Here is a 25,130-nt window from a genome sequence, read left to right as displayed (position 1 = left end):
CTGATTCTGTGACACTAAGAACAGCTTTGACGATTTTAAGACTAGAAACAATATGCAAAATGAAACGGTTCAAACCATAGCACTATACACAGCCCAAATCCCTGGAGCCAAAGATTCTATTAATCAAGAGTCGGTGGAATCGCAAGACGATACAGGGAGATTTGTAGTAGACGTGAGTCAACCACGATTAACCGCTTACTGGCCTAGTAAAGACTTGCATAATGGTTGCGCAGTAGTGATTTGCCCTGGTGGTGGTTACCGGGGCTTATCAGTAGATATGGAAGGACATGCCATTGCAAAGCGCTGCATTACGCTCGGCATTAGCGCATTTGTTCTTACATACCGAATGCCATCTGATAAAACGATGGACACGCCACAATTAGGGCCACTGCAAGACCTACAACAAGCACTGCATGTTGTTAACTCTGGTGCAAAGGAATGGCATCTCGATCCTTTAAAAATAGGGGTAATGGGGTTTTCTGCGGGAGGGCACCTCGCATCTAGTGCTGCGGTTCACTATCAGCGCCCCGTGTTGCCAACAATCGACTCTAAATTGCTCAAACCAGCTTTTCAAATTTTGATTTATCCAGTAATCAGTATGGATCCAAAGATTACTCATTTAGGTTCTAGAACTTTATTATTAGGAGAGAATGCCAATTCACTAGACACAGAGTACTTTTCGAATGACACTCAAATCAATAAAAATTCTCCTCCTGCATTTATTTTACATGCCAATGACGATAGTCACGTTTCAGTAGACAACTCCTTGAGGTATTACTATTCACTTAAGGAGTCACAAGTACCAGTACAACTTTTGTTATTACCTCATGGTGGGCACGGCTTTGGTCTGCATCATGAGTACAATTGGTTTCAGTCATTGAATATGTGGTTGAGGCTGAGTCGACTTATCAGTTAATCAACCCCATTAGGTTGCTAGACGATTTACTCTATTTCTTTGGCTTTATTTTTCAACAAAGTAACTAACTCTTCGGTGGCTTCTTCCGGGATCCAACCAGAAAGTGCGATAGAACTGTGCATATTACCTTTTACGTTAACAGCTATAGTAACCGAGTGGTGCGGTAAATGGGTTTTATAGTGAGTTTGCATTTTTACATAACCTTGCTCACGATATTGATTGAGCGCACTCATCAAACTTTCAATACCCTCAGGAAAACCAGGAATATCGCGTTCTTGGTATAACGCTCGCACTTCTTCATCTTCAAGCTCAGACAACAAAGAAATTCCTGTTCCACATTCGGTTGCGGGGAAATATCCTAGACGCCCAAGTGGGCTTTCTTCTCCCATATCAGGCAGAGAATGATAAAGATAAGTGACTTTGTCATGCCATAACACTCCCATGGCCACTACCAAACCATATTTACGCAGCTCTTCTAAAGGCTTAATGGCCTTGGTAGTCACACCTGAAGCACACAAACCTTGAGCCGCCAAAACCAACATCGCTGGGCCAGTTACATACTTTCGGTCACTGTTCTTTTGTACTAAACCAATGTAATCCAATGTTCTTAACAGGCGATTCACCCTAGTGGTATCCAGCTCCAAAAAACGTGCTAATTCACGGCAACCCACGGGGCGTTCAAAAGAAGCTAAACCCTGTAAGACGTTTATCCCCTCAATCAGACTATGGTTTAATTGACTACCGTGTTTTTTAAGAGTTGTGCTGGAATTGAACATAATAGACTTATTAGAAATTATTGTTATTACCCACCATTCTACATAGAAAAACAGCTGGGCAGTACTGCAAAATATAGTGACGCTGTCACAAAGTGACAGCGTATTGCCTACACTTATTTAGAAATTAACTGAAACAGACAATTTATAACTTCTTCCGAATTCAACATTTCGCTGTATCGCTTCTTCGTATGCGGCATATTGTTTTTGTCTAGTATCGAGTAAGTTTAAAGCTTGAAAGTTTAAGCTGACATTATCATTAATTTTATAGTTCGCAGTGGCGGCTAAATCTTGATAACTTTTATAAAATACGCCGTTATCTCCAGCACCTAAATAGCCTAAATAACTGTCTCGCCAGTTGTAAGCAAGCCTCATTCCAAAGGATTCCACTTCGTAGTAAACGACCATATTGATGTTATTTTCTGACAAACCAGGAATAGGAAGACTATTACCACGGCCATCTTCAAAAGGTGTTTCACTGTCTATGTATGAATAGGTTGCCATCACACCAGTATCTTTGAGAAACCCGGGTAACGATGTAAACGCCTGTTGATACAGAACTTCTAAACCTTGAATCGTGCCACTCTCGCCATTAATGGGTTGTTCAACAAATACCTGCTGACTATAATTTGGCAAATCGCGGGGTTGGATAGTATTCACAATGAAAGACTCAACATCTTTGTAAAACAACCCAGCGGACAAAATACTACTCTCACCAAAATACCATTCAGCAGAAAAGTCTAGTTGATTGATAACAAAAGGATCTAACTCTGGATTACCGCCATTGGCAGTAAAGTCTCCGCGAACAAAGATACCACTACTTAGATCTGAGGTATCTGGAAAAGTAAGGGTACGGGCAGCACCAAAGCGCAAAACCACATCATCAGTTAGGTCCATTTTAACAACCGCAGAAGGTAACAACTCTGAGTGTGACACTTTAGTAGTAAAGGGTGTCGCAACACCGGTAGTCACATCTTCAGAGTGACCTTCTGAAGTTAAATCCCGTTGCACATAACGCACACCAAAATTACCGGAAATTGCATAGCCACCCACTTCACTCGAAAAATTAGCTTGAGTATAAAGCGCGATCAAATCTTCGGTTATATTGTAAGAAGGCGAAAGATCATGAGTAGTGGCACATTCGGCTGTTTGTGCTTCATCATAAAATTCACTTAGAGTGGTACATCCCTGCCATTTATTTTTATCAACAATCAAATATTGATGATTAACTGCCGGGCCATCACCGGAGAAAAAATTACTGTTATTGTACATAGTATAAATTTGTGGCAAATCAGTTAGTGCAAAATTGGGGGTGATTGCCCGAGCGACATAGTCATGGTCAGTCTCAAAGCTATTGGCACGTCCACCAAACTCAATCGACGTGAAAAAATCGCCATCAAAGTAACGGGTGAAATCTAACCTAACAGCGGTATCTACGTTTTCATTGTAGGAGGTATTATCGTAGACAATGGCTAGATTTAGTCCATCTGGTGAAGTTAAATCAGCACCACCAAAAATAACGTCAGGAGCATCATCGCCAGCTAATAAATCAAAATCTACAGCGGCCGCTTCTGCAGTTTGAAAACGCATAAAATCCTGTTGCGAATTAGACGTTGAGTCGGTGCGAGCGAGTTCACCTTCTACTTCCCAATCTTCGGCGAACCATTTAAAGCCTAACGCAGTACTAGTGAATTCCATATAGGCTGGGGCATATTCGGTATTTGCTTGCACCGGCCGGTTGATGCTAGCAGCAGTCAACACTCCATTGTCTGAAATTTCAGTGTTTTCATAGCCACAGCAGGTCCAAAACCCTGTCCAAAAGCGGTCACGATCTGAATCAACTTTGCTATAAAAAGTGTCGAGGTACAGCTCTAAAGAATCACTCGTTTGCCACTGGATCATGGCATTCAACCCTGTTTTCTCACGTTTGTCATTGATTTCCCAATAACGCATATCGTTAAAAACCAAGGTTTCTTCATTAGGGTCGGCAGTTACCGATGCGTCATAACTATATCCTGAGAAGGTATTAAGCCCTTCTTCTTGAAACGTTGAGCTAGCTCTTGAGGCGGCGACTTGAATACCTAAAGTATTATCTAAAAAGCTATTTGAGTAATAAACAGAAACTTCGGAACCATTGTCCTTAGATAAATCATTGTAAGAGCCCGTTGCACTGGCTACAATTTTTTGGCCATCATTGTCTAAAGGGCGTCGAGTCTTAATATTCACCACTCCACCTAAGGCGCCTTCAATTTGGCTGGCGCTGGGTAATTTTGACACTTCGAGGCTAGACACCAAACTAGAAGGAATGAGCGACAACATACTATAAGATGAAGATTCTAAGGTATCTGGACCTTTATCACCGCGGCCACCAGCAGTTGTGACTTGGCGACCATTAACCAAAATGACATTTTGACTTAACCCCCGAATAGATACGGTACTGCCTTCTCCAATCCCTCTCTCTAACTGTACACCTGAAACCCGTTGTAACGATTCAGCCACATTAGCATCAGGCAATTTTCCCATATCATCTGCCGATATAGCATCAACAAACTGTACGCTATCACGTTTAGTAGCGACAGCTTGAGTGAGCTGACTTCTAATACCGGTTACCTGGATAAGCTCGACATCTTCAGCGCTTTGTTCAACTTCAGCTTGTTGCGCCTGTGCATAACCAGAAAACGTCAAAATGGCCGTTCCCATTGCAATATAGGTTTTAGTTATTTTATTAAGTTTAAAGTTGTGTTTTTTTGAATTATTCATTGTGCCCCCTTGATTAACAAGACATTACACCTGTCAGCATAATGTGGTTCATTACATGTTATTTATGTATCTACGACATTTATAAATCTATAATAGATACATTACAAGCTTTTGTTTTATATTTTTTTACATTTATAACATTTAATAAACTTTATTCGTTTGCACCTAAAAAAACCAAATCTGCCCGAAAACCCATGCTAAATAAGAATCCTTCCACCACACACAACTATGCAGACATAAAAAACATAAACAACACATATAAGATAACAATAAATTTACATTGACTTGTTTCTATTAGTGATACAAAATCCACATTATTCCGTGGTATTAGCAGCTTTATGAGTAACCACAAGATGTCGTTGCGTTGCTAAGGTTAAACCGATAGCCCCCTAATTGCAGCGTATTGTCGTTATCATTGGCGTAACTGGCCCCAATTATATGAAAGAAACCTTATGAACCAATTTGATTACTACGTCGCTATCGCATTTGCGTTAATTATTCTATTTCTCGGATTAATGTTCTCTCGCAGTGGTAAGAGCATGACTTCATTTTTCGCCGCCGGTGGCGCCGTGCCTTGGTGGATCAGTGGCCTTTCACTGTTTATGAGTTTTTTCTCGGTAGGCACCTTTGTTGTATGGGGGTCAATCGCTTATAGCGATGGTTTAGTGGCAGTTGTTATTCAATCAACTATGGCCATAGCAGGGATCATTATCGGTTGCATCATTGCCCCGGCTTGGAATAAAACGCGGGCCTTAACGGTGGCGGACTTTCTTACCCATCGCGCCGGAAAGTCTGTGCAAAAAATATACTCATCAGCATTTCTATTCATTAATTTGTTTACTGCGGGGGCCTTTCTTTATCCAGTCGGTAAAATTATTGAGGTTTCCACGGGTATACCGTTGAACATCGCGATACTGGTACTAGGTTTGTTTGTTATCGCTTACACCACAGTTGGTGGACTTTGGGCAGTATTGGTAACTGATGTATTGCAGTTTGTGGTACTCACAGCAGCGGTGCTTATTATTATTCCTTTAGCGTTTAATGAGGTTGGAGGAGTAAACACTTTTTTAAACAAGTTACCCGAGGGTTTTCTCGCATTACAAAATGAAAACTACAGTTGGATTTTTCTCGTTGCATTTGTGATTTACAACACCGTATTTATTGGTGGTAACTGGGCATATGTACAACGTTACACCAGTGTGGAAAAACCCAAAGAAGCCCGAAAAGTGGGCCTACTATTTGGCAGTTTGTATTTAGTGGCTCCAATCATATGGATGCTCCCCCCTATGATTTATCGTGTGGTTAATCCAGATTTATCGGGCACTGAAGCCGAAGAAGCTTACCTGCTTATGAGCAAATTGGTTGTACCGGAAGGGCTACTCGGTTTGATACTGGCGGCCATGGTATTTGCGACCGCCAGTTCGGTCAACACGGCCATTAATATAGCCGCTGGAGTGTTCACCAATGACCTACTTAAACCCTTAAAACCTGACTACCCTTCTCAACGTCTGATGAAAGCAGCCCGAATATCCACTTTTGTTTTTGGTTTTTTGGCGATAACTGTGGCTTTGGCGGTGCAAAGCATGGGTGGAATTGTTGAAGTTGTGTTGAGTATTGCCGCACTCACTGGCGCATCGCTGTATTTGCCACCTATATGGGCGATTTTTTCAAAACGTCAAACTGGCAAAAGCCTGTTGTTAACCACCGTTTTTAGCTTGCTAATCAATGCGTTCTTTAAGTTTGTAACGCCTGGTTTGTTTGATCTTGCTCTGAGTAGAGAATGGGAAATGATGTTAGGAGTTATTACCCCAGTATTGTGGTTAATTGGATTTGAAATTTACTACTACCAGACTCGAAACATTAACCCTGACTACGATAACTATCGCGCATACCAATTAAGCCGCCAAGCAACCACACAATCAAACACAGAAGTACAAACCACTGACAACGATTACAGCAAAAAAGTACTCAGTATTGGAGTATGTGCCATCGGTATTTTACTGATGGTTTTAAGCGCTGTTACCGATTCAGCCAATATCGAGACCCTTAGTGTGGGACTTGTCATTGCGCTGCCGTCACTGTGGTTTTTGTTAAAACGAATAAAGTAACTTAGGAGCAAAGTAATCATGTATCACGAACTTAGCGAACCACATGGTAGGTCATCTACTGTAGAAACGATAAAGTCGGACCTTGTCGTAGTTGGAGGCGGTATCGCTGGCGTGTGCTGTGCTATATCAGCAGCTAGGGCGGGTGTAAAAGTCACATTAGTGCAGGACCGTCCAGTTTTAGGTGGTAATGCTTCTAGCGAAGTACGCTTGTGGGTTTTAGGTGCAACCTCCCATATGGGTAATAACAATCGCTGGGCACGCGAAGGGGGAATAATAGGTGAACTATTATTAGAAAACCTGTTTCGAAATAAAGAAGGTAATGCACTAATCTTTGACACCATCATGTTAGAAAAAGTGGCAGAAGAGAAAAACATCACTTTATTGCTCAACACCTCAGTATTTGCCACACACAAAAATGGCAATAGTAAGATTGCTTCAGTGGAAGGATTCTGCTCTCAGAACGGTAAACTCTATGATCTTCATGGGACCTATTTTTGCGACGCGTCTGGAGACGGTATTGTCGCTTTTCAAGCCGGTGCAGAATTTCGCATGGGCGCAGAAGCAGCTGACGAGTTTTCAGAAAAAATGGCGCCAGAACAGCCAGGAAAAGAACTGTTAGGACACTCTATATATTTCTACAGTAAAGACGTGGGTAAACCTGTGAAGTTTGTTGCCCCTTCATTTGCCTCAATTGACGGTATGACAGAAGATCGCATGAAACGTATTCGCAGCCAAGATGTTGGACCTCGCCTATGGTGGCTCGAATATGGAGGCAACAGTGAAACGATAGATGAGTCAGAAGAGATTAAGTGGCAATTATGGAAAGTCGTCTATGGGATATGGGATTACATCAAAAATAGCGGTAAATTTGAAAATGTCGACAATCTCACGTTAGAGTGGGTTGGCACTATCCCCGGTAAACGTGAAAGCCGTCGCTTTATTGGACATTCATTTATGACACAACAAGATGTGGTAGAGCAGCGTCTTGTAGATGATGCTATCTCATTCGGAGGGTGGGCAATTGACCATCACCCTGGCGACGGTGTTTACAGCAATAAACCTCCTTGTACGCAATATCACACCAAAGGGGTTTATCAAATTCCATTGGGATCGTTTGTTAGCAAAGATATTGATAACCTGTTTTATGCTGGACGCATCATTAGTACCTCACATATTGCGTTTGGCTCTACCCGGGTAATGGCTACCTGCGGACACGGTGGTCAAGCGGTTGGTCAAGCGATTGCATATTGTCTAAATGACAACTGTTCAACCACTGATTTATTGCAACCCACACATATTAAAAAGTTACAGCAAAACCTTAACGAAAAAGGGCATTTTATTCCCCATGTGCCGATGCACCCTCAATATAACCTAGCGAGTAAAGCGACAATCAGTGCTTCAAGTGAGCTGTTATTGAGCAGCCTGCCAAATAATGGGCCGTGGCGGCCCCTAAATATCTCAGCTGGCCAGTTGTTACCTTTGCTAAAAGACACCACCTATCAATTCGCAGTAAAAGTACGAGCATTAAAAAACACAACGCTTTGCGCCCAATTGCGTCATAGCGAAAAAGCAACCAACTTTACCCCAGAGGTCATATTGGGTCAGCAGAGTTTTGAGTTGCAAGCTGGCGAACATCAACTCGAGATTAAATTTGCCGAGATCCTAAAACAAGACCAATATGCCATGCTGTGCTTTTTAGCGAATCCAGACATAGAAATTGCTTGTTCTACTAGTCGTATTTCATCATTGGTCGCAGTGTTCAATGGTGTCAACAAAGCAGTATCTAACACAGGCAAACAAACTGTAGACGGTGACAAAGGGGTGGATGAATTTGAATTTTGGACACCAGAAAGACGCCCAGGCGGTCATAACTTTGCCTTATCAATTAGTCCACCGCTCAATTGCTTTGCCACAACCAACCTCACAAATGGCTATACGCGACCATTTCAACGCAGCAATGTGTGGTGTGCGGCAACGGAGCATTCTGATGCTGAATTAACACTGCAGTGGCAACAACCACAAAGTATAAGTGAAATAATTTTACATTTTGATGCTGACTTTGATCATGCCCTTGAATCCACACTTTATGGCCACCCAGAAGATCGTGTACCCTTTTGTGTTGAACACTTTCAAATTTTAGATAAGCAGGGAGAGATTCTGTATGAGAAAACAGATAACTATCAAGCAGTAGTTGACTGTGTTTTCACCTCACCCATTAATGCCGATCACCTCAGAATTAAGTTTTTGAAAACCCATAACGATTGCCCGATTTCGGTTTATGAAATCGTTGTTAAATAACCTTAGACCTGTGAAGGCGACAGTCAATATTAGCGCACAGCTATTGATTTTGATGGCGGTATTTTCTGCTAATGCGAAAATTACTCTCGCCCCACAATTTGCTAATGATATGGTATTACAACGAGATACCCCTAATATATTGCAGGGGTATAGCGACCAACCTGAATCCATTAGTGTTTATTTAGATGACAGAAAACTGCAATCCACATTAGTAGAACAAGGTGCATGGCAGCTTACATTGCCAGCACACATTGCTGGTGGCCCCCATACCTTAAACATACAAACATCCACTCAGTTGATTGAATTACGCAATGTTCTGTTTGGTGATGTATGGCTTGCCTCTGGGCAATCTAATATGGAGTACACCCTTGGTACCCTAGGTAGTAACTATTCGCCAGAAATACTCTCGGCTAACTTGCCACATATCCGCCAATTCAGAGTAGATCGGAATGCCGCTTATCAAGGCCCGTTAAGTACCGTCGCCAAAGGGCAATGGACAATCGCCCAAGGACAAGACTTAAGCAAGTTTTCAGCGGTAGGCTACTTTTTTGCAAAGCAAGTTCACACTCACACAGGCATACCAATTGGCATCATTAACAACGCCTATGCTGGTTCACGTATTCAAGCCTGGATGAGCGAAAGTGCGTTGGCGGCCTATCCTAAAGAAGTCAATCTGCTACAGCGCAATAAACAATCACATGAAATAGAGAAGTTACAAACACGCGATAAAAAACGCTACCAAAGTTGGCAACAAGAGTTGGCGGCTAAGGACCTAGGTTTACACCATAATTGGTTTGCTGTGCACTTTAATGACAACCAATGGCCACAACTTTCTGTTCCCGGATATTGGACCAATCAAGGACAAGAAGCCTTTAGTGGTAGCATGTGGTTTAGAACTAGATTCTGGGTTTCTGCTGAACAAGCCTCCCAAGCTTCAAGACTGGTACTTGGGCGCATTGTAGATCAAGACGATGTTTACATTAATGGTCAAAAGGTTGGTGAAACCCAATATCAGTATCCGCAACGCATATATTCACTCGACTCTGGCGTACTTAAAGCAGGCCAGAACCAAATCAGTGTACGAATTGTGGCGCATCGTCCCGGACACGCCGGTTTTGTGCCAGCGAAACCCTATCAATTAGAATTTAAAGACTCGCTGATTTCGCTAAATGGCTTGTGGCGTTATCAGGTGGGTCATCGCATGATTAATGCGATGCCTAGCCCTGAATTCAAAACTAATGAACAACCCTCAGTGTTTTATAATGCGATGTTGGCTCCACTGGCTAACACCCAGTTTAAGGGAGTCATTTGGTATCAGGGGGAAAGTAACGCCGAAGAGCCAACTATATACCAAAGCTTATTTCCAGATATGATAAGGCAATGGCGCGCACTTTTTTCGCAGCCAACATTACCTTTTTTGTATGTGCAACTAGCTAACTATATGCAGGCGCAGCAAGATCCAAGCATTGCTGGTTGGGCTGAGATTCGCGCAGCACAAACTCAAGGGTTAACCGTCAGTAATACCGCTATGGTATCGGCAATTGACTTAGGTGAATGGAACGATATTCACCCCAAAAATAAAGCATCTGTGGGTCAACGTCTCGCAAACGCGGCTTTACAAAAAGTCTATAACAAACCTGATTTTTCCTACCAAGGGCCAGTGTTAACTTGCGCAGAACGAGTCAGTGGCCACGAAATTAAAATACACAGCGAGTTTTCCCCATTAGCGATAACTGGGCAAGACACCAAAGTACAAGGTTTTTCTATTAGTGAAGATAACGCTAACTATCGATGGATTGAAGGTGAGTTACATCCGACTTCCATCGTTTTGAAAGTGAAAGAAGCCAATAAGTTAGTGAGTGTTAGTTATGCATGGCAAAGCAATCCAACCCGCGCAAATTTATCCAATAGCCAAGGATTACCCGCTTACCCAGCTAAATTGCCAATCAAGGATCACTGCGAAATTGCTGCAAAGTAGATTCATTTTATTGTTACCGCGATTAACTCTATTATTAGCACTTTGAAGCCAAAGTAAAATCACAGCGCTGAAACATGTTTAAGAAAAAGCAGGATGAAAAACCTAAGGAAATAACCTACGAACGAGTCAAAGGGTATTTCTTGTGGCTAATCGGAAAATATGGCGATTACACGGCAAAAACCTTAATGCAAAAGGCCAACACACTATTCCAAGAAGACACCTCATTTAATCAGGAAGCTCTTAACTATCTTATCGAACAAGGCATTGTTGATGATCTTCGCTATGCACAACGTTTGACTCAAAGTTTCTCAGAAAAGAATATTGGCCCTAATAAAATAAAACAAAAGCTTTACGCCAAAGGTTTCACATCCCAAATAATCAATGAATGTCTAGATTCAATAGATAACACCGAAGACGATTATTTAGATAAAGCCCTAGCACTTAAAATTAAGAAATTCGGGGAATCCCCTATTGAAGATCAAAAACTCAAACAAAAAGCATTGCGACATTTGATTGGCCAAGGGTTTTCTTATTCAGTTGCCAATAAAGTGATTAGCTATTCGGGTGAAGAGTAACTTCAGAAAAGCCGCAGGGAAATACTGCTAGAACCAGAATTAAACGGAATCAGACAGTGTTGAGCAGGGTTAAGCAATAAAGAGCACAAGTACCGCTACACCGCAAAGAATTTAAAGCACAGAGCACATTCAACGCAGAGCTCGTAAAATACTACGAAAAACAATAGGAGATCAAAAAATAGCAGACAACGATCCCCCAAATATTCCGTCATCACTGCACGCTTTTAGCAGGGATCCACAGTGACAAAATCAACCAATTTATGGGCCTAAAGGTGTGAAAATAACAGGTTGCTAAAACGATACCGGGTGGCAGCTAAAGCAATATTACAAACGCCTACAATCGAGCCAACATTTCATCTATAGATTGCCAGGGGCTCCCAAAAGCTCTGGCACCATTTATTCATATTTATAGTAACTCAACCGCTTTGTCCCTAAGAGATTGAATTTACGGAAAAATTTACGCACAATTGAACGCATAATTTGTTAGCGAGTAGACCTTTGGTTATGAAGTTTTTTACATTGATTTTCATATTATTAGCACTGGTACCTAGCGCAGCAGCAAAGTGGGATCCGCAAAGCCTTGATGCGACTGTGAAAAACGCCATAGATACCTTTTATACTCCTGGCATGAGCGTGTCTGTTGTGCACCAAAATCAGTTGATATATGCAAAAGGCTTTGGCCTAGCCAACATTGCAAAACAATTGCCTGTGAATAAAAACACTTACTTTCGCTTAGCTTCTACTAGCAAGGCCTTCACAGCCGCAGCCATTGGGGTACTGGTTGATCAAGAAAAGCTCGACTGGAAAGACTTGGTTATCGACCACCTTCCCCATTTTAGAATGCAAGACGACTATGCCACGCAGCATTTTACCATTGAAGATTTACTCACCCACAAAAGTGGCTTAGTTGGCGGCGCAGGCGACAGTATGATCTGGCCTGAGCCTAGCGGTTTTAGCCGGGCAGAAGTAGTCAAAAATTTACGCTATTTAACCCCTCGCGATCAATTTAGACAACGCTACGCATACAGCAATGTGCTGTACATTACCGCCGGTGAAATTGTTGAGAAAATCTCAGGAAAGAGCTTTGAAGACTTTGTTGACCAACACGTATTTAAACCCTTGGGAATGCAGTGTTACGCCGGCGATATGCCCAAAACTGCGGTGAATAAAAGCGCCATGAGTTACGGCCATAGAGACAGCGAGGGAATTTATCCTATTCCACGCAACGCCATTCAAGGTGACGCGCTAATGTCTGCTGCCGCCGGTGGCATGGTGTGCAGCGCCGCAGAAATGAGCAAATGGGTCAGCGCGCTATTGAATGACGCTAAAATGGCTGATGAGCTTAGTGACCTTAGCGAAACAAGTGAACAACCACAGAGCAGCCAACAATTACCGTTTTCTAATAAACAGTTAAATAAAATGTGGCAGTCGTACACCATATTAGGTGTATCTGACACGGATACCGAATGGGACTCAACCTATTTTCGTAACTACGGCCTTGGCTGGCGTTTAAGTAACTACGAAGGTTATAAACATATTTCTCACACTGGCACACTGTCGGGCTATCAGGCTTTTGTTGCCCTTATTCCAGAATTGGAGCTTGGCGTGGTAGTGCTTAATAACGGATCTAACTACGGAGCGCGCAGCGCCGTTATGCAAACCGTTCTGAAAATGTTTATTGATACCGAACAAAAAGATTGGGTGGCTGAGTATGTGGCTTATCAAGACGAGCGTGAGCAAGCCTACTTATCCCGAGGCGACACCACCCCAAAAGCGCTGGCCAAAGGCACACTTAGTAATAAACAGGTGGTGGGTACCTATAGTGATCAATGGTTTGGTGACTTTATCATTACTGAACAAACAACCAACAAAAAAGCAAATAGGCTTCGCATCACCTCCTCTCGCATGGCAAATCTACGCGGCACGCTTAGCGCCTTTCAAGATGCCAGCTACAAAATAGAGTGGGACAATAAAAATGCGGCCTCCGACGCTTTTATGCATTTTGAGTTAGATGTTGAGCGCAAAGTTATAGCCGCTAAACTTCACCCCTTTTCTACCAAAACTTCAAGCTCACATGAGTGGCGTGATATGCACTTTTTAAAGGCTGAGTGAAGCAGTTCGTTGCAGAAAAAAGCAGTGAATAGTAAATAGATACTAGAAAAACACAGCTGCGCTGAACTGAGCAAAGAAATGGCTCAACATTTACAGAGGACATTTTAATCTTGAGTAAATTGCGTTGAATGTCTTGGTAATTACCTGCGTTTTTCTCATAGCTAGAAACGAATAATGACTAAGAAATAGCAGATAAATACCCCCTCACATTCCGTCATCCCTGCACGCTTTTAGCAGGGATCTACAGTCGCAACATCAAAATAAAATCCAGCCCATCATCATTCCTGTCAGTTGTTAACAGCAACCGATTCAAAGACTAAATTTAAAAAATTAAAAACTATTCACCACAGAGCGCTTCGCTGCTTCTAAAGAATCCTGTTTCTCGCGACGTAGCAATTAACATCAAACATCATAGCTGATTGTTTTAACTAAGTTTATTTCAAAATTTGATTATCGTGGATGGTCTACTCATTGTGTTACGTATAAAAATAGCGATAAAGGTATGGATTTACATTCCTCAAATTAAGATGAATATTGTAAATCTTCATTTCATCAGTTTAATATCCAAACTAAAGTCGAATCTATAGCCGTCTCCTTCCGTAATAATCAATCATTTTTTATTATGTGTTGTAATAATGCTAGATTTAATTTGTAGCATTAGACGAGCATGTAAAAAGGAGAGTTTAGGTTGCTAGGAGAAAAGAAAACCGTTTTGGTTGTCGACGATACACCAGAAAATATCGATCTACTATCAGCAGTACTTAGTCCGTATTTTAAAGTCAAAGCTGCCATGAACGGTGCATTGGCTATTAAAATAGCGCAGGGTAAAAGTAAACCAGACATAATACTTCTAGACGTTATGATGCCTGATCTAGATGGGTACGAAGTTTGTCGACAGCTAAAGAGCAATGTTTCTACCGCCGCCATTCCCATTATTTTTGTTACTGCAAAAAGCGAGATTGAAGACGAGCAAAAAGGTTTCGATCTGGGCGCAGCAGATTATATTGCTAAGCCTATAAGCCCCCCTATCGTTGTATCTAGGGTGAATGCCCAAATTGCGCTTTATGACCAAGCTCGACATCTAGAAGCGCTCGTAGCAAAGCGAACCGAAGACTTGCACCATACTCGACTCGAGGTGATTCGACGATTAGGTAAAGCCGCGGAATATAAAGACAACGAAACCGGTATGCATGTTATTCGCATGAGTTACTTCAGTAAATTTTTAGCCGAAAAGCTCGATGTTTCTAATGAGTGGATTGATCTTCTTCATAACGCTGCCCCTATGCATGATGTGGGAAAGATAGGTATACCGGATTCAATACTCCTTAAACCTGGAAAATTAGATCCACAAGAGTGGGAAGTGATGAAAAAGCACTCCCAATTTGGAGGCGAAATTATTGGCGATAGCGATGAGCCTTTATTGAACATGGCAAGAGACATTGCGCTGAACCATCATGAAAAATGGGATGGAAGTGGTTACCCCCAAGGTCTGAAGGGTGAGGCGATCCCTCTTTCGGCACGTATCGTAGCAATTACAGATGTTTTTGACGCATTAACCAGTGAGCGTCCTTACAAAAAGGCATGGAGCGAAGAGCGTTCACTCGCACTTATTAAGTCCGAATCCGGTAAACACTTCGACCCAAATCTAGTTCCATTATTTCTAGAGTGTATAGAAAAGGTAAGAGATATTCAGGCACGTTTCAGCGACGAGTCATTCGAACTACACAGTTAGGGTACTATTGATGTGTGATCGCAATCCTATTCCAGCAAGCAACATGGTTTTAAACATTAAAGATCTGAACACACTACTTCGTCATGGCTCTTTAAAAATCATACGGACAATTACTACACTATTGCTATTTTTTTGTGTTTTGCTGCCAGTATATAGCCAACAAAAAATTGAAAGCCTGTCCCTTCATGATGGCCTACTAAACCCTCAAGTTTACGACGTTGCGAAAGACGAACAAGGCTTTATTTGGTTTGGTACAGCCGATGGGGTGAAACGCTACGACGGTTATAACTTCATTTCATTTCGACACGATAAGGACGTCTCATCATCGTTATCTAATAACAGCGTGGGGGCAATGTTAATCGACAAGAAAAATAGATTGTGGGTTGGCACGTGGGGCGGAGGATTAAATCTTTATCAACGTAAAACACAAAACTTCAAACACTATTTACACGACAACGCCAATCCATCCACTTTAGGAGGTAATAAAATTCAAGCTATCTTCGAGTCTCGCTCTGGCCAAGTATGGATTGGTACTAATGGTGGCGGCCTAAACCTGTACAATGATGTCGATGACACCTTTGTTCGTTATGTACACAAACCTAATGATGAATCTACTCTCGGACACAATCGAGTATGGAGTATTGCAGAAGACCCAAATAGCAACATTTGGGTAGGCACCTCTGAAGGACTTTATAAAAAAAATCACTCCTCACAGCAATTTGAGCGCTTTGGCGATTCAGCAGAAGGATTGGACCACCCCGAGGTTAGATCAATTTATATTGACGACAAAGGTGCTATTTGGCTAGCCACTCGCAACAGCTTTGGTCGTTTTTACCCTAGTTTAAATCGCTATTCACCTATAGCGTTCCCCGCCAGCACAATTCCAAGTATTACCAAGATTACGCCCTATGAGGACGTTCTATTACTTTCAACCTTCGCTGGCATTTTTAAATTTGATACTAGAAAAGCCGCTTTTGAACCTGCTGCTGATAATGGCGATTGGGCACTATTGGAAAACCGCGATGTACGTCAAGTGTTGGTGGAATCTTCAGGGCTTCTTTGGGCCGCCACGCGCTACTCTGGTATCAAAAAGGTTTTCTTAAAGCCCCCTCACTTTCAAGGTTGGACTGATATTCTAAGTAGTGAAATGTTGTCTGGTCTTTTTTCCCAGATAATTTCAATGGTTCAAAAGCCCAATGGAGAAATGTGGTTGGGCACAGGCAGAAGTTTGGTCAATTTTGACGGTACTTCAAAATTTACACCACACATGTCCCAACAAAGTTTAGACAAATTAAATCGACTTCGCATTGATAGTATGAGCTACGATAATAATAACGGTTTATATCTTGGCACTGATTTCGGTCTGTATTATTTAGCAACGCCGACGAGCAATTTGGAGGAAGTATCTTTAGATTGGGCTGGGGGACTAAACAACACAGTTGAATGGGTTGAAGTAGATGCTGATGGTTGGTTATGGTTGAATTTAGCTAAATATCGTCATGTTGTGCGATGGAACCCCAAAACTAAAGAGGTTCAAAGCTTTCTAGACGAGGTTGATGCTGAATTCACTTTCGTAGACAAACAAAACAATGCTTGGGTAGGTACCCAAGGCGAGGGTTTATTTAAGATACATTCATCTACTCATTCAGTGACAAACTATAGTACCAACGACGAAAGCAATGCACTGAGCAGCAATCATATAAACGCCGCCATCCAAACAGATGACGATACCATCTGGTTCTCTACCAATCGGGGTTTAGAAAAATACACACCATCTACAGACCAATTTGAAAGCATCAGTTTAGACTTAGACGGTGTGGGTTTTGCGGTTCTTTCTATCGTGCAAGACAGCGAAGGGTTCCTTTGGTTAGCGACATCAAAGGGTATTTATCGACTAAATCCTAAATCACGTGTTTTTAAATATTTTACGACTAATGATGGTATTCACAGTAATACATTTTTACCCCGTTCAGCATTAATGGGGCCTGATGGCTTTATTTACTTTGGTAGTATTGATGGCCTAACAGGTTTTGCCCCTAGTGCAGTAAACACCAACGATACTATACCACCTATTGCAATTACCGGTATCGAGGTGGATGGAGACGTCATATTTCCAGTGCCAGAATCGTTTGAGCTTCCGAATGATTATAAACAATTAACCATTACCTTTGCCGCCTTGGATTACCATGCCAGCGAAGACAATCAATATCGTACTCGCTTAGTAAACTACTACGACTCTTGGGGAGATATAACCGATCGCTATACAGTGTCGTATGCACGTATGCAACCCGGCACCTATATTTTTGAAGTTATTGGCAGTAATAACCATGGCACCTGGAACCTTAATCCACAAACATTAACGTTAACTGTGCCCCCGTTATGGTATCAAACTACATGGTTCAAAATTTTGACCCCTCTGGTACTGTTGCTTCTCGCCTTTGCTTTCTACACAAGTCGTGTTAAAAAACATCAAGCGACACAGCGATATTTATCTGCACAAGTTGAACGTAGAACTCGAGACATTTTTGTTTTAGGTGACGTAGGGCGTGACCTCGCGGCAACTACTGATACAGAAAGCATTGCTAAGTTACTGCATCAACAATTGGATACAGCGCTTCAAGCTAGTAGCTTTATGGTGGGCTTGTACCATCCGCAGTCTCAGCATGTTAGTTTTATTTTCTCAATGATTGATGGCCGACAGATCCAACCTTCTTCTGTAAAGTCCAACCAGTCAAACGACCCTATTGCTTGGACAATGAATAATAAAAAGGAGTTTATCGCACAGACTACCGAGCAATGGGAGCAAGTTGGAATAGATCCATCGTTAAGTTTAAATGGCGAACACACGCAGTCTGCGGTATGCCAACCGCTCATGGCAGGGAACTCGCTACTAGGTGTAGTAGCAATTCATGCGAACACACCAAAAGCCTTCGATACATCGCAAATTAACATATTCCGCATTGCCTCAAGTTTTGCCTCCGTTGCAATATCTAATAGTCTTTCATTTGAAGAACTTGCCGAAGCAGAGCAACGATTGGAGTTAGCTATGACTGGCGCGAATGCAGGAACCTGGGAATGGGATCCTGAGAGCGACACGTTAATCACAAATGCCGTATGGGCGTCAATGTTGGGATATTCAAAGGACAAACTTTCAGAACAATATGGTGTTGATTCCAATCTTCTTAATTTTTTAATTCATCCTGATGATAAAGACAAATGTGAGCTTGAATTGAAAAAACACCTATTAAATGAAACTCACGACTATCGGTGTGAATATCGCGTTAGATGCGCTGATGGTGCTTATAAGTGGGTATTAAGCGTGGGCCGTGCGATTCGAGAGCACAGCGATACACACTCTCTCAAAGTATTTGGAATCCATCTTGATGTTAATACTGCAAAGGCAATGGAGACCGCATTAAAAGAAGCAAAAGACAAAGCTGAAAGTGCGACCCAAGCAAAATCAGATTTTTTGTCAAATATGTCCCATGAAATTCGTACACCGATGAACACCATTATTGGAATGAGCCACCTTGCCTTACAAACACAATTGAATCAGAAGCAACAAAATTACATCGTAAAAGTACACAAAAGTGCAGAATTACTGCTGGGTATAATCAACGACATTCTCGATTTTTCTAAAATTGAGGCAGGCCGTTTAGATATTGAAGAAGTACCATTTGAGTTCGACGAAGTACTGGAAAATATGTCGAACTCCATTGCAATTAAAGCTGATGAAAAGGGTATAGAACTGTACTTTGATATTGATAAAGACGTACCAAAGACCCTTATTGGTGACCCATTAAGGTTAGGACAAGTCTTGCTTAATTTAGGTAACAATGCGGTTAAATTCTCCAAAGAAAACGGAGAGATCATCCTAACGGTAAAACTTGCTAACTCGGACATTAAACATTGTTGTATCGAGTTTTCCGTGGCGGATAACGGTATTGGCATGACGCCGGAGCAAAAATCCAAACTATTTCAGTCCTTTAGTCAGGCAGATTCATCTATTACACGAAAGTATGGTGGCACGGGGCTGGGACTCGCGATATCAAAAGATCTCGTTGAGTTAATGGGAGGGAAAATTTGGGTAGAATCAGAAGTAGATATGGGAAGCCAATTCTGTTTTACGACCAATCTTGGTTATAAACAGAAAAGCCAAGGACACCTCGAACATGACATTAAACCTGAGTTAAATATCTTAGTTGTGGATGACAGTGAAACTGCTAGAGAGGTATTTCATAAGCAACTTTCGAGCTTTGGCATACAGCATCAAATGGTAAGAAGTGGAAAAGAAGCTTTGTCCTTGCTAGAACTTCAACAGCATACTCAACCATTTGACTTAATATTGATGGATCGAAAAATGCCTGAAATGGATGGGCTGGAAACTGTTGCGCGTATTCGAAGTTCGTCATCAATGACCTATCAACCTAAAATTATTGTAATGACGGCGTTTAATAACAAAGACATAGAGGAAGAAACGAATCAACTTAATATTGAAAGTGCGTTAACAAAGCCAGTGACTGCGTCAACCTTGTTAGAAACAATCTCACGCAGTGTGGGCATAAATAAAGTGTCGAAAACCACCTTAAAAAATGCAACTGAAAAAAGTTTCTTCAACCAAGCACTCTCTGGACTTCATTTACTGCTTGTAGAAGATAACGAATTAAACCAAGAGTTAGCATGTGAATTGCTCCATGCTGTTGGCATTAAAACAACCTTGGCTGAAAATGGCCAAGTCGCGTTGTCCCTTATAGAAGAGCAGAGCTTTGACGGTATCTTGATGGACTGTCAAATGCCGGTAATGGATGGTTATACTGCGACCCGAGAAATCCGCAAGCAGCCTAAGTATCAGCACCTTCCTATTATTGCAATGACGGCAAATGTTATGTCTGATGACATAGCAGAAGTAAGGGCCTGTGGTATGGATGCGCACATTGCAAAGCCTATAAACGTAAGAGGTATGTATGAAACACTTACGCACATTTTAGCGCCAAATCAAGTGCATGCTATTGTTGAAACCAATGAAGCCGATGAAGTCAGTCAAATTGACTTTCCAGTGGATACCCTTAATGGCATCGATATTAAGAAAGGGCTGTCATCAACAAACTATAATGCTGAACTTTACCAGAAGCATTTACTTAAATTCGCAGAAAAATATCGTCAGTTTGCAGATACCTTAGATATTCATGATGAAGAGAATAGCAGTACGGATACAACTCGTAATATACACACTATGAAAGGGTTGGCTGGCAGCATTGGTGCGCAAGCACTCTATCAAGATGCCGAAGCTTTGGAATTAGCCCGAAAAGCAGATTTCGGCTCAGATAAGGCAATGGCAGTCATGTTAAATAGTTTGGCCCTTGTTATTTCATCTATAGATTCTGCATCTGCTCAATTGAGTTCCACCGAGACGTATCTAAATGACAGTGTTGATTTAACGACATTTAAGGCGACGTTGGAGCAATTACGCGGCTTACTAGACGATTATGATACAGGAGCAATTGACGTTCTTGAGGAGCTATTAAAGAATACTAATGGTTTGTCGCCTGATGTGATGAAGGAACTTAAAAATACTGAAAAAGCACTAAGACAATACGATTTTGATTCGGCCATTTCTCATACCAACGCACTTACAGAAGTGCTTTAAAAGTAGGTTCAATTTATTTGAAGGAGAGAGACTTTCAGTAAAATCCTATAAAGCGGATCTCACTCAATTGTTTCGAAGAACATTAGCTTTGGTCACAACGAAACGCGATAAATGACTAAGAAATAACAAATAATACCTTTTGCACATTCCGTCATCCCTGCACGCTTTTAACAGGGATCTACAGTCGCAACATCAAAATAAAATCCAGCCCATCATCATTCCTGTCAGTTGTTAACAGCAACCGATTCAAAGACTAAATTTAAAAAATTAAAAACTATTCACCGCACAGCGTTTCGGGCGCACCTGTTAGGGTCGTATACCAGTGTATTGTGCCTGATAGAATAGCCAGCTGCCCTGGGTTTTCTTAAAAGTAAAAGACACCCTCATAGAAAATTTCTGCTCGCTATTTGGGATAATGAACGTTTCTTTTGCGATGACGAATGCATACTTTCCATCCATTTTCATCTCTAGTTCACTGATCTCAATTATCGGGCTTTTTTGCCCCTTCTCTTTGTGAGACTTATCATAGAACCCCAACACCTCTTCTCTATGGTCAACTTCACCTGCTGGTGAAATTTCCACATAGTCACTATGCAATAACTCTGATAGTGCTTTGTCATCAAATTCACGCTGAGCCGACACCAATTCATCGATCAACAAATGAAATTCAGAAAGATTATCTTTAGGAGCAGCCTGGCTTAGTAATGGCAAAAATAGCGAGACAAAAAGTCCGAATTTCACAAGTATCTTAAACATGAATCTACCTTTAGTTAGTTAAAAATATATCGTTTTAAATGGCTAAAAATGTGTCTCAAAAATAACTGAGATTGACCAATAACACTTGTTATCACTTTGCTTGGTTTAGAAAAGGAGTATACGAGTGAATTTGATTTAAAACAGAATAAGGAGAGTCCCTGTTAAATGAAACCAGTTTGATGTGTCGAGCCGAGGTTATTCGTAACAAAGCGTAACTGGAATTTCAGAATGACAGCCCCCCATTGTAATTTCTTATTCGGCAACGCCGATGATCTCACACAGCCCTTGCTCATAGCTAAAAGCGGTAGATGACTAAGAAATAACAGGCAATGACCCCACTACACTCCGTCATCCCTGCACGCTTTTAGCAGGGATCCACAGTAACAACACCAAAATAAACCCCAGCCCAAAACATCGCAGCAATGACGACCCTTATCCCCGTCATCCCTGCACGCTTTTAGCAAGGATCCACAGTGACAACATCAAAATAAACTCCAGCCAAAACACTGTAGCAATGACTCCCCCCCGTCATCCCTGCACGCTTTTAGCAGGGATCCACAGTGACAACATCAAAATAAACTCCAGCTCAAAACAGCACTGGAAACTTAAACCACTAAGACCAAACCCCAACAATATGCTTAATAAATTAAACATATGATGCATAATGCATGATTTAATAAACATTTACTTTTCAATTAACCTGCCCTATATTTCAAACACAAGCTAACTTATATTTGAAATATCATGCATAAAACACAAGATTTACTTAAGTCCATAGGTGAACTGGTTAAAAACACCAGAAGCACAACTATGGATCAAGCAGAGTTAGGTACTCGTGTTGGCGTGGGTCGCAATACAATTTCTTCAATAGAAAATGGCAAAAGTGTCAATGCACAATCACTATTTCTAGTGCTTGAACACCTGAACATCATTGACGAACTGCAGGCAAATATCGAGCAGCAGCTTAACAACACCGCATCTAAACTCAGTCGTAAATCTCGCAAACCAATAGAAGAATTAGATAATGACTTCTAAAGCCTACGTATTTATTGACGGTCTAGAAGATACCCCCATTGTTTGTGGCGTTATTCAAATAGATGAAGCGACGAAAACAGGCCGCTTTCGTTACGGTAAAAGTTACCTTAATCGCACAGATTCTTTTGCTCTTGACCCCGTAAACTTACCCTTAACAGAAAAAGAGCTGTCGACCCAATTCAATAAGGGGGTATTTGGCGCTCTGTCAGATGCAGGTGCTGATTCATGGGGCAAAAAAATCATTTTATCGCTGCACACAACCAAGCCTAAAAATGCTTTAGAGTTTTTATTGGCAGGTTCTGGCATGGGTGTAGGCGCATTGGTGTTTAGTCTTTCAAGCAGCCAATCAAAACCCAAATACAACAAGAACACGCTTACCGACTTACCTATGTTACTCAAAGCCAAAGATGACATTCTTGCAGATAAACAGATCCCCCAAGAAGCCAAACTAGCATTTGAATATGGCTCAAGCATGGGGGGGGCAAGGCCAAAAACTATTATACAAAATGGCGACATTTCTTATCTAGCCAAATTCAACCGCTTTGATGACGTGATCAACGTAGTTAGAGTCGAACATGCCGCGATGAATATGCTAAATGAACTGCCCTGCCGCGTGGCTAAAACTCACCTACTACCATCACCAAGCGGCGACGTGTTGCTGGTAGAACGATTTGATTTGCAACATAGTAAACCTAATTGTCATTACTTAAGCGCCAACTCAATATTCAATCAGAACAAGGTGAGTACATCTGTTCTCAGCAGTATTTATACCTACGGCTACTTAGCCGAATTCATAATGAAAAATGGCGCTGAACCAAAAGACGCCCATGACCTTTATCACCGAATGGTGTTTAACGTATTACTCGGTAACACCGACGACCACTCCCGCAACCATGGATTTATCTATCCGTTCGAAAAAGCTCACTGGCGTTTATCACCTGCTTTTGACGTGCTACCTATTAATAACTCAGCTCAACATGGTATAGGCATTGGCCATGACGGGCGAGAAGGCACAATCAACAATCTACTCAGCCAATCAATGCGTTTTGGCTTAAAACCATTTAAAGCTAAGAAAATAATTGATGAAGTACGCCAACTTACCCAAGAATGGCAAACCTACTTTCTGCAGCAAAACGTCGGCACTGGCGATATAGAGCGATTAAAAGCGATCATCCCAACCATTAAAAACTAAAGCTATTCACCACAGTGAACAAAGCGCTATGCCGCAAAGAAAAAGTCAGTGTGGAGCAGAGTTAAGCAGGTCGTTGCAGAAAAGAGCAGTGAATAGGGGCTAGTAAATAGATACTAGAAAAACGCAGCTGCGTTGAACTGAACTGAGCATAGGAATGGCTCAACATTTACAGAGATAATCATTTTAATTTTCTGACCTCGCAGATCCTTGTTCTGGCCCCGACATTTATGCTTTTTGTTAAGCTTATTGAATAAACACCGTTATTTGCGTTTATAATGGCGGTCAAATAGTTTCGAAATTGATGGACCCAGGTGAGTAGAAATGGCCCATAAAGTACGTTATAAGTTTAATGGTGTAGCAAAAGAAATAAGTTTTTCTTACAGCCGCCATCAAAATATGCATGAGGCAGTGGCCGATGCTGAAGGACTAGACCTGACCCAATTTTTACAAACTGAGCAGCAAATTGCTTTAATCAGTAAAGACAAAGCTACCGTAAGAAATTTTAGAGATGCCGAATTTGTAAAAATGGGGTTTACAGAATTATATTTCTTAAAAAATGGCCAAGAATGATGGTCGTTTGGGGTTATGTACTCAATAGCTGCGTGAGCAGTAGCGGTGCTACAGTTAAGATTATCGCGAGCATCAATAAATCGACAGGAAAGCCATAGGCACACGGATGTGCGTAATACACATCCATTGCGGATCCAAAAGATACTGACCCGCTGGTCATTTTAGCTGATTTTAGCTCGCTGCTTCACTTGCTCACGGGCTTGGAGTTTTTCAGATATTTGTTGGTACAATCTGGCTTCTTCATTTTCTCGATCCGTGATAGATATCGCTAGAGCATAACTTTCTTCATCATTCACTTGATTCTGAGCCCAAGGCTGATCTTGTCGAGTAACAACTAAAAAAAGCTTTCTTGGTTTTCCAAATTGGTTATACGTCCATGTACTCGATTGAAGTGTTCCGCGGCTTCTATCGCCCTGTGTTATATCTCTTTTAACACCATCGCTTTCACCAATAGTATTTATTTGTTTTTTATTTTCATTGTTAAAAGCTTTGGCTACCGAATCTAATGAATCTCCGTTAACTAAATGAAATTTCATCTTTGTCGCAAGGTACTCTAACCTAGTAGGAATCGATAGGGTCAGAGACCTTGAATCGAATCTGAATCGATAGGGTCAGAGACCTTGGAATCGATAGGGTCAGAGACCTTGAATCGATAGGGTCAGAGACCTTGATTTATAT

At 41.5% G+C, this 25,130-nt stretch carries 15 protein-coding genes; 11 read left to right on the top strand and 4 right to left on the bottom strand.

All coding sequences use genetic code 11. The features are described 5' to 3' along the window. The first annotated feature begins 52 nt into the window (after positions 1-52). Complete coding sequence (locus tag KO534_RS18935; protein WP_215932137.1) at positions 53-916, top strand: alpha/beta hydrolase; 864 nt, start codon at positions 53-55, stop codon at positions 914-916. Between the two features lie 26 nt (positions 917-942). On the opposite strand, the gene KO534_RS18930 is transcribed toward KO534_RS18935, so the two are convergent. Beyond that, on the bottom strand, positions 943-1,692 hold the full coding sequence (locus tag KO534_RS18930) for an IclR family transcriptional regulator domain-containing protein (RefSeq protein WP_215932135.1): 750 nt from the start codon (positions 1,690-1,692) through the stop codon (positions 943-945). A 117-nt stretch (positions 1,693-1,809) separates the two neighbouring features. Then, the gene (locus KO534_RS18925) at positions 1,810-4,449 is read right to left on the bottom strand and encodes a TonB-dependent receptor (protein ID WP_215932133.1); all 2,640 of its coding nucleotides are present in this window, start codon (positions 4,447-4,449) and stop codon (positions 1,810-1,812) included. 452 nt (positions 4,450-4,901) lie between these two features. On the opposite strand from KO534_RS18925, the gene KO534_RS18920 reads away from it, so the two are divergent. The 7 genes from KO534_RS18920 to KO534_RS18890 all read left to right on the top strand — a co-directional run bounded on the left by KO534_RS18920 (position 4,902) and on the right by KO534_RS18890 (position 20,899). Then, positions 4,902-6,557 carry a sodium:solute symporter family protein gene (locus tag KO534_RS18920; protein ID WP_215932131.1) on the top strand — a complete coding sequence of 552 codons (1,656 nt, stop codon included), beginning with the start codon at positions 4,902-4,904 and terminating at the stop codon, positions 6,555-6,557. 18 nt (positions 6,558-6,575) lie between these two features. Beyond that, entirely contained in the window at positions 6,576-8,855 is a 2,280-nt protein-coding gene (locus tag KO534_RS18915) for an FAD-dependent oxidoreductase (RefSeq protein ID WP_215932129.1), read from the top strand. Continuing rightward, positions 8,836-10,833, top strand: a complete 1,998-nt coding sequence (locus KO534_RS18910) for a sialate O-acetylesterase (protein ID WP_215932127.1) — start codon at positions 8,836-8,838, stop codon at positions 10,831-10,833. The genes KO534_RS18915 and KO534_RS18910 overlap by 20 nt, the downstream gene beginning before the upstream one ends. A gap of 74 nt (positions 10,834-10,907) precedes the next feature. Continuing rightward, complete coding sequence (locus KO534_RS18905; protein WP_215932125.1) at positions 10,908-11,408, top strand: regulatory protein RecX; 501 nt, start codon at positions 10,908-10,910, stop codon at positions 11,406-11,408. Positions 11,409-11,912: 504 nt separating this feature from the next. After that, positions 11,913-13,520, top strand: a complete 1,608-nt coding sequence (locus KO534_RS18900; RefSeq protein WP_215932123.1) for a serine hydrolase — start codon at positions 11,913-11,915, stop codon at positions 13,518-13,520. A gap of 688 nt (positions 13,521-14,208) precedes the next feature. Continuing rightward, positions 14,209-15,252 carry a response regulator gene (locus tag KO534_RS18895; protein WP_215932121.1) on the top strand — a complete coding sequence of 348 codons (1,044 nt, stop codon included), beginning with the start codon at positions 14,209-14,211 and terminating at the stop codon, positions 15,250-15,252. Between the two features lie 10 nt (positions 15,253-15,262). Then, positions 15,263-20,899, top strand: coding sequence for a response regulator (locus tag KO534_RS18890; protein ID WP_215932119.1), 5,637 nt, complete (start codon positions 15,263-15,265; stop codon positions 20,897-20,899). A gap of 306 nt (positions 20,900-21,205) precedes the next feature. Here the strand turns inward: KO534_RS18890 and KO534_RS18885 are convergent, their stop codons facing one another. Continuing rightward, entirely contained in the window at positions 21,206-21,655 is a 450-nt protein-coding gene (locus KO534_RS18885; protein ID WP_215932116.1) for a nuclear transport factor 2 family protein, read from the bottom strand. A 744-nt stretch (positions 21,656-22,399) separates the two neighbouring features. On the opposite strand from KO534_RS18885, the gene KO534_RS18880 reads away from it, so the two are divergent. From KO534_RS18880 to KO534_RS18870, 3 genes are all read left to right on the top strand, one after another. Then, a complete protein-coding gene (locus KO534_RS18880) occupies positions 22,400-22,690 on the top strand; it encodes a helix-turn-helix domain-containing protein (RefSeq protein WP_215932114.1) in 291 nt (96 codons plus the stop codon). Further along, positions 22,680-23,882 carry a type II toxin-antitoxin system HipA family toxin gene (locus KO534_RS18875; protein WP_215932112.1) on the top strand — a complete coding sequence of 401 codons (1,203 nt, stop codon included), beginning with the start codon at positions 22,680-22,682 and terminating at the stop codon, positions 23,880-23,882. Before KO534_RS18880 ends, KO534_RS18875 begins: the two co-directional genes overlap by 11 nt. Before the next feature lie 321 nt (positions 23,883-24,203). Next, positions 24,204-24,452, top strand: coding sequence for a DUF2960 family protein (locus KO534_RS18870; RefSeq protein WP_215932110.1), 249 nt, complete (start codon positions 24,204-24,206; stop codon positions 24,450-24,452). A gap of 161 nt (positions 24,453-24,613) precedes the next feature. On the opposite strand, the gene KO534_RS18865 is transcribed toward KO534_RS18870, so the two are convergent. Beyond that, a complete protein-coding gene (locus KO534_RS18865; RefSeq protein WP_215932108.1) occupies positions 24,614-24,988 on the bottom strand; it encodes a hypothetical protein in 375 nt (124 codons plus the stop codon). Between the last annotated feature and the right edge of the window lie 142 nt (positions 24,989-25,130).

It is taken from the genome of Paraglaciecola arctica, assembly GCF_018861065.1.
Taxonomy (GTDB): domain Bacteria; phylum Pseudomonadota; class Gammaproteobacteria; order Enterobacterales; family Alteromonadaceae; genus Paraglaciecola; species Paraglaciecola arctica_B.
Note: the sequence above shows the minus strand (reverse complement) of the source record. Positions and strands in the feature narration are given on the sequence as shown.

Bases quoted from the DNA above. Each gene is read 5' to 3' on its own strand.
- KO534_RS18900 (WP_215932123.1), top strand. From the start codon at position 11,913: ATGAAGTTTTTTACATTGATTTTCATATTATTAGCACTGGTACCTAGC.
- KO534_RS18935 (WP_215932137.1), top strand. From the start codon at position 53: ATGCAAAATGAAACGGTTCAAACCATAGCACTATACACAGCCCAAATC.
- KO534_RS18910 (WP_215932127.1), top strand. From the start codon at position 8,836: ATGAAATCGTTGTTAAATAACCTTAGACCTGTGAAGGCGACAGTCAAT.
- KO534_RS18865 (WP_215932108.1), bottom strand. From the start codon at position 24,988: ATGAAATTTCATTTAGTTAACGGAGATTCATTAGATTCGGTAGCCAAA.
- KO534_RS18915 (WP_215932129.1), top strand. From the start codon at position 6,576: ATGTATCACGAACTTAGCGAACCACATGGTAGGTCATCTACTGTAGAA.
- KO534_RS18880 (WP_215932114.1), top strand. From the start codon at position 22,400: ATGCATAAAACACAAGATTTACTTAAGTCCATAGGTGAACTGGTTAAA.
- KO534_RS18890 (WP_215932119.1), top strand. From the start codon at position 15,263: ATGTGTGATCGCAATCCTATTCCAGCAAGCAACATGGTTTTAAACATT.
- KO534_RS18925 (WP_215932133.1), bottom strand. From the start codon at position 4,449: ATGAATAATTCAAAAAAACACAACTTTAAACTTAATAAAATAACTAAA.
- KO534_RS18870 (WP_215932110.1), top strand. From the start codon at position 24,204: ATGGCCCATAAAGTACGTTATAAGTTTAATGGTGTAGCAAAAGAAATA.
- KO534_RS18885 (WP_215932116.1), bottom strand. From the start codon at position 21,655: ATGTTTAAGATACTTGTGAAATTCGGACTTTTTGTCTCGCTATTTTTG.
- KO534_RS18905 (WP_215932125.1), top strand. From the start codon at position 10,908: ATGTTTAAGAAAAAGCAGGATGAAAAACCTAAGGAAATAACCTACGAA.
- KO534_RS18920 (WP_215932131.1), top strand. From the start codon at position 4,902: ATGAACCAATTTGATTACTACGTCGCTATCGCATTTGCGTTAATTATT.
- KO534_RS18875 (WP_215932112.1), top strand. From the start codon at position 22,680: ATGACTTCTAAAGCCTACGTATTTATTGACGGTCTAGAAGATACCCCC.
- KO534_RS18930 (WP_215932135.1), bottom strand. From the start codon at position 1,692: ATGTTCAATTCCAGCACAACTCTTAAAAAACACGGTAGTCAATTAAAC.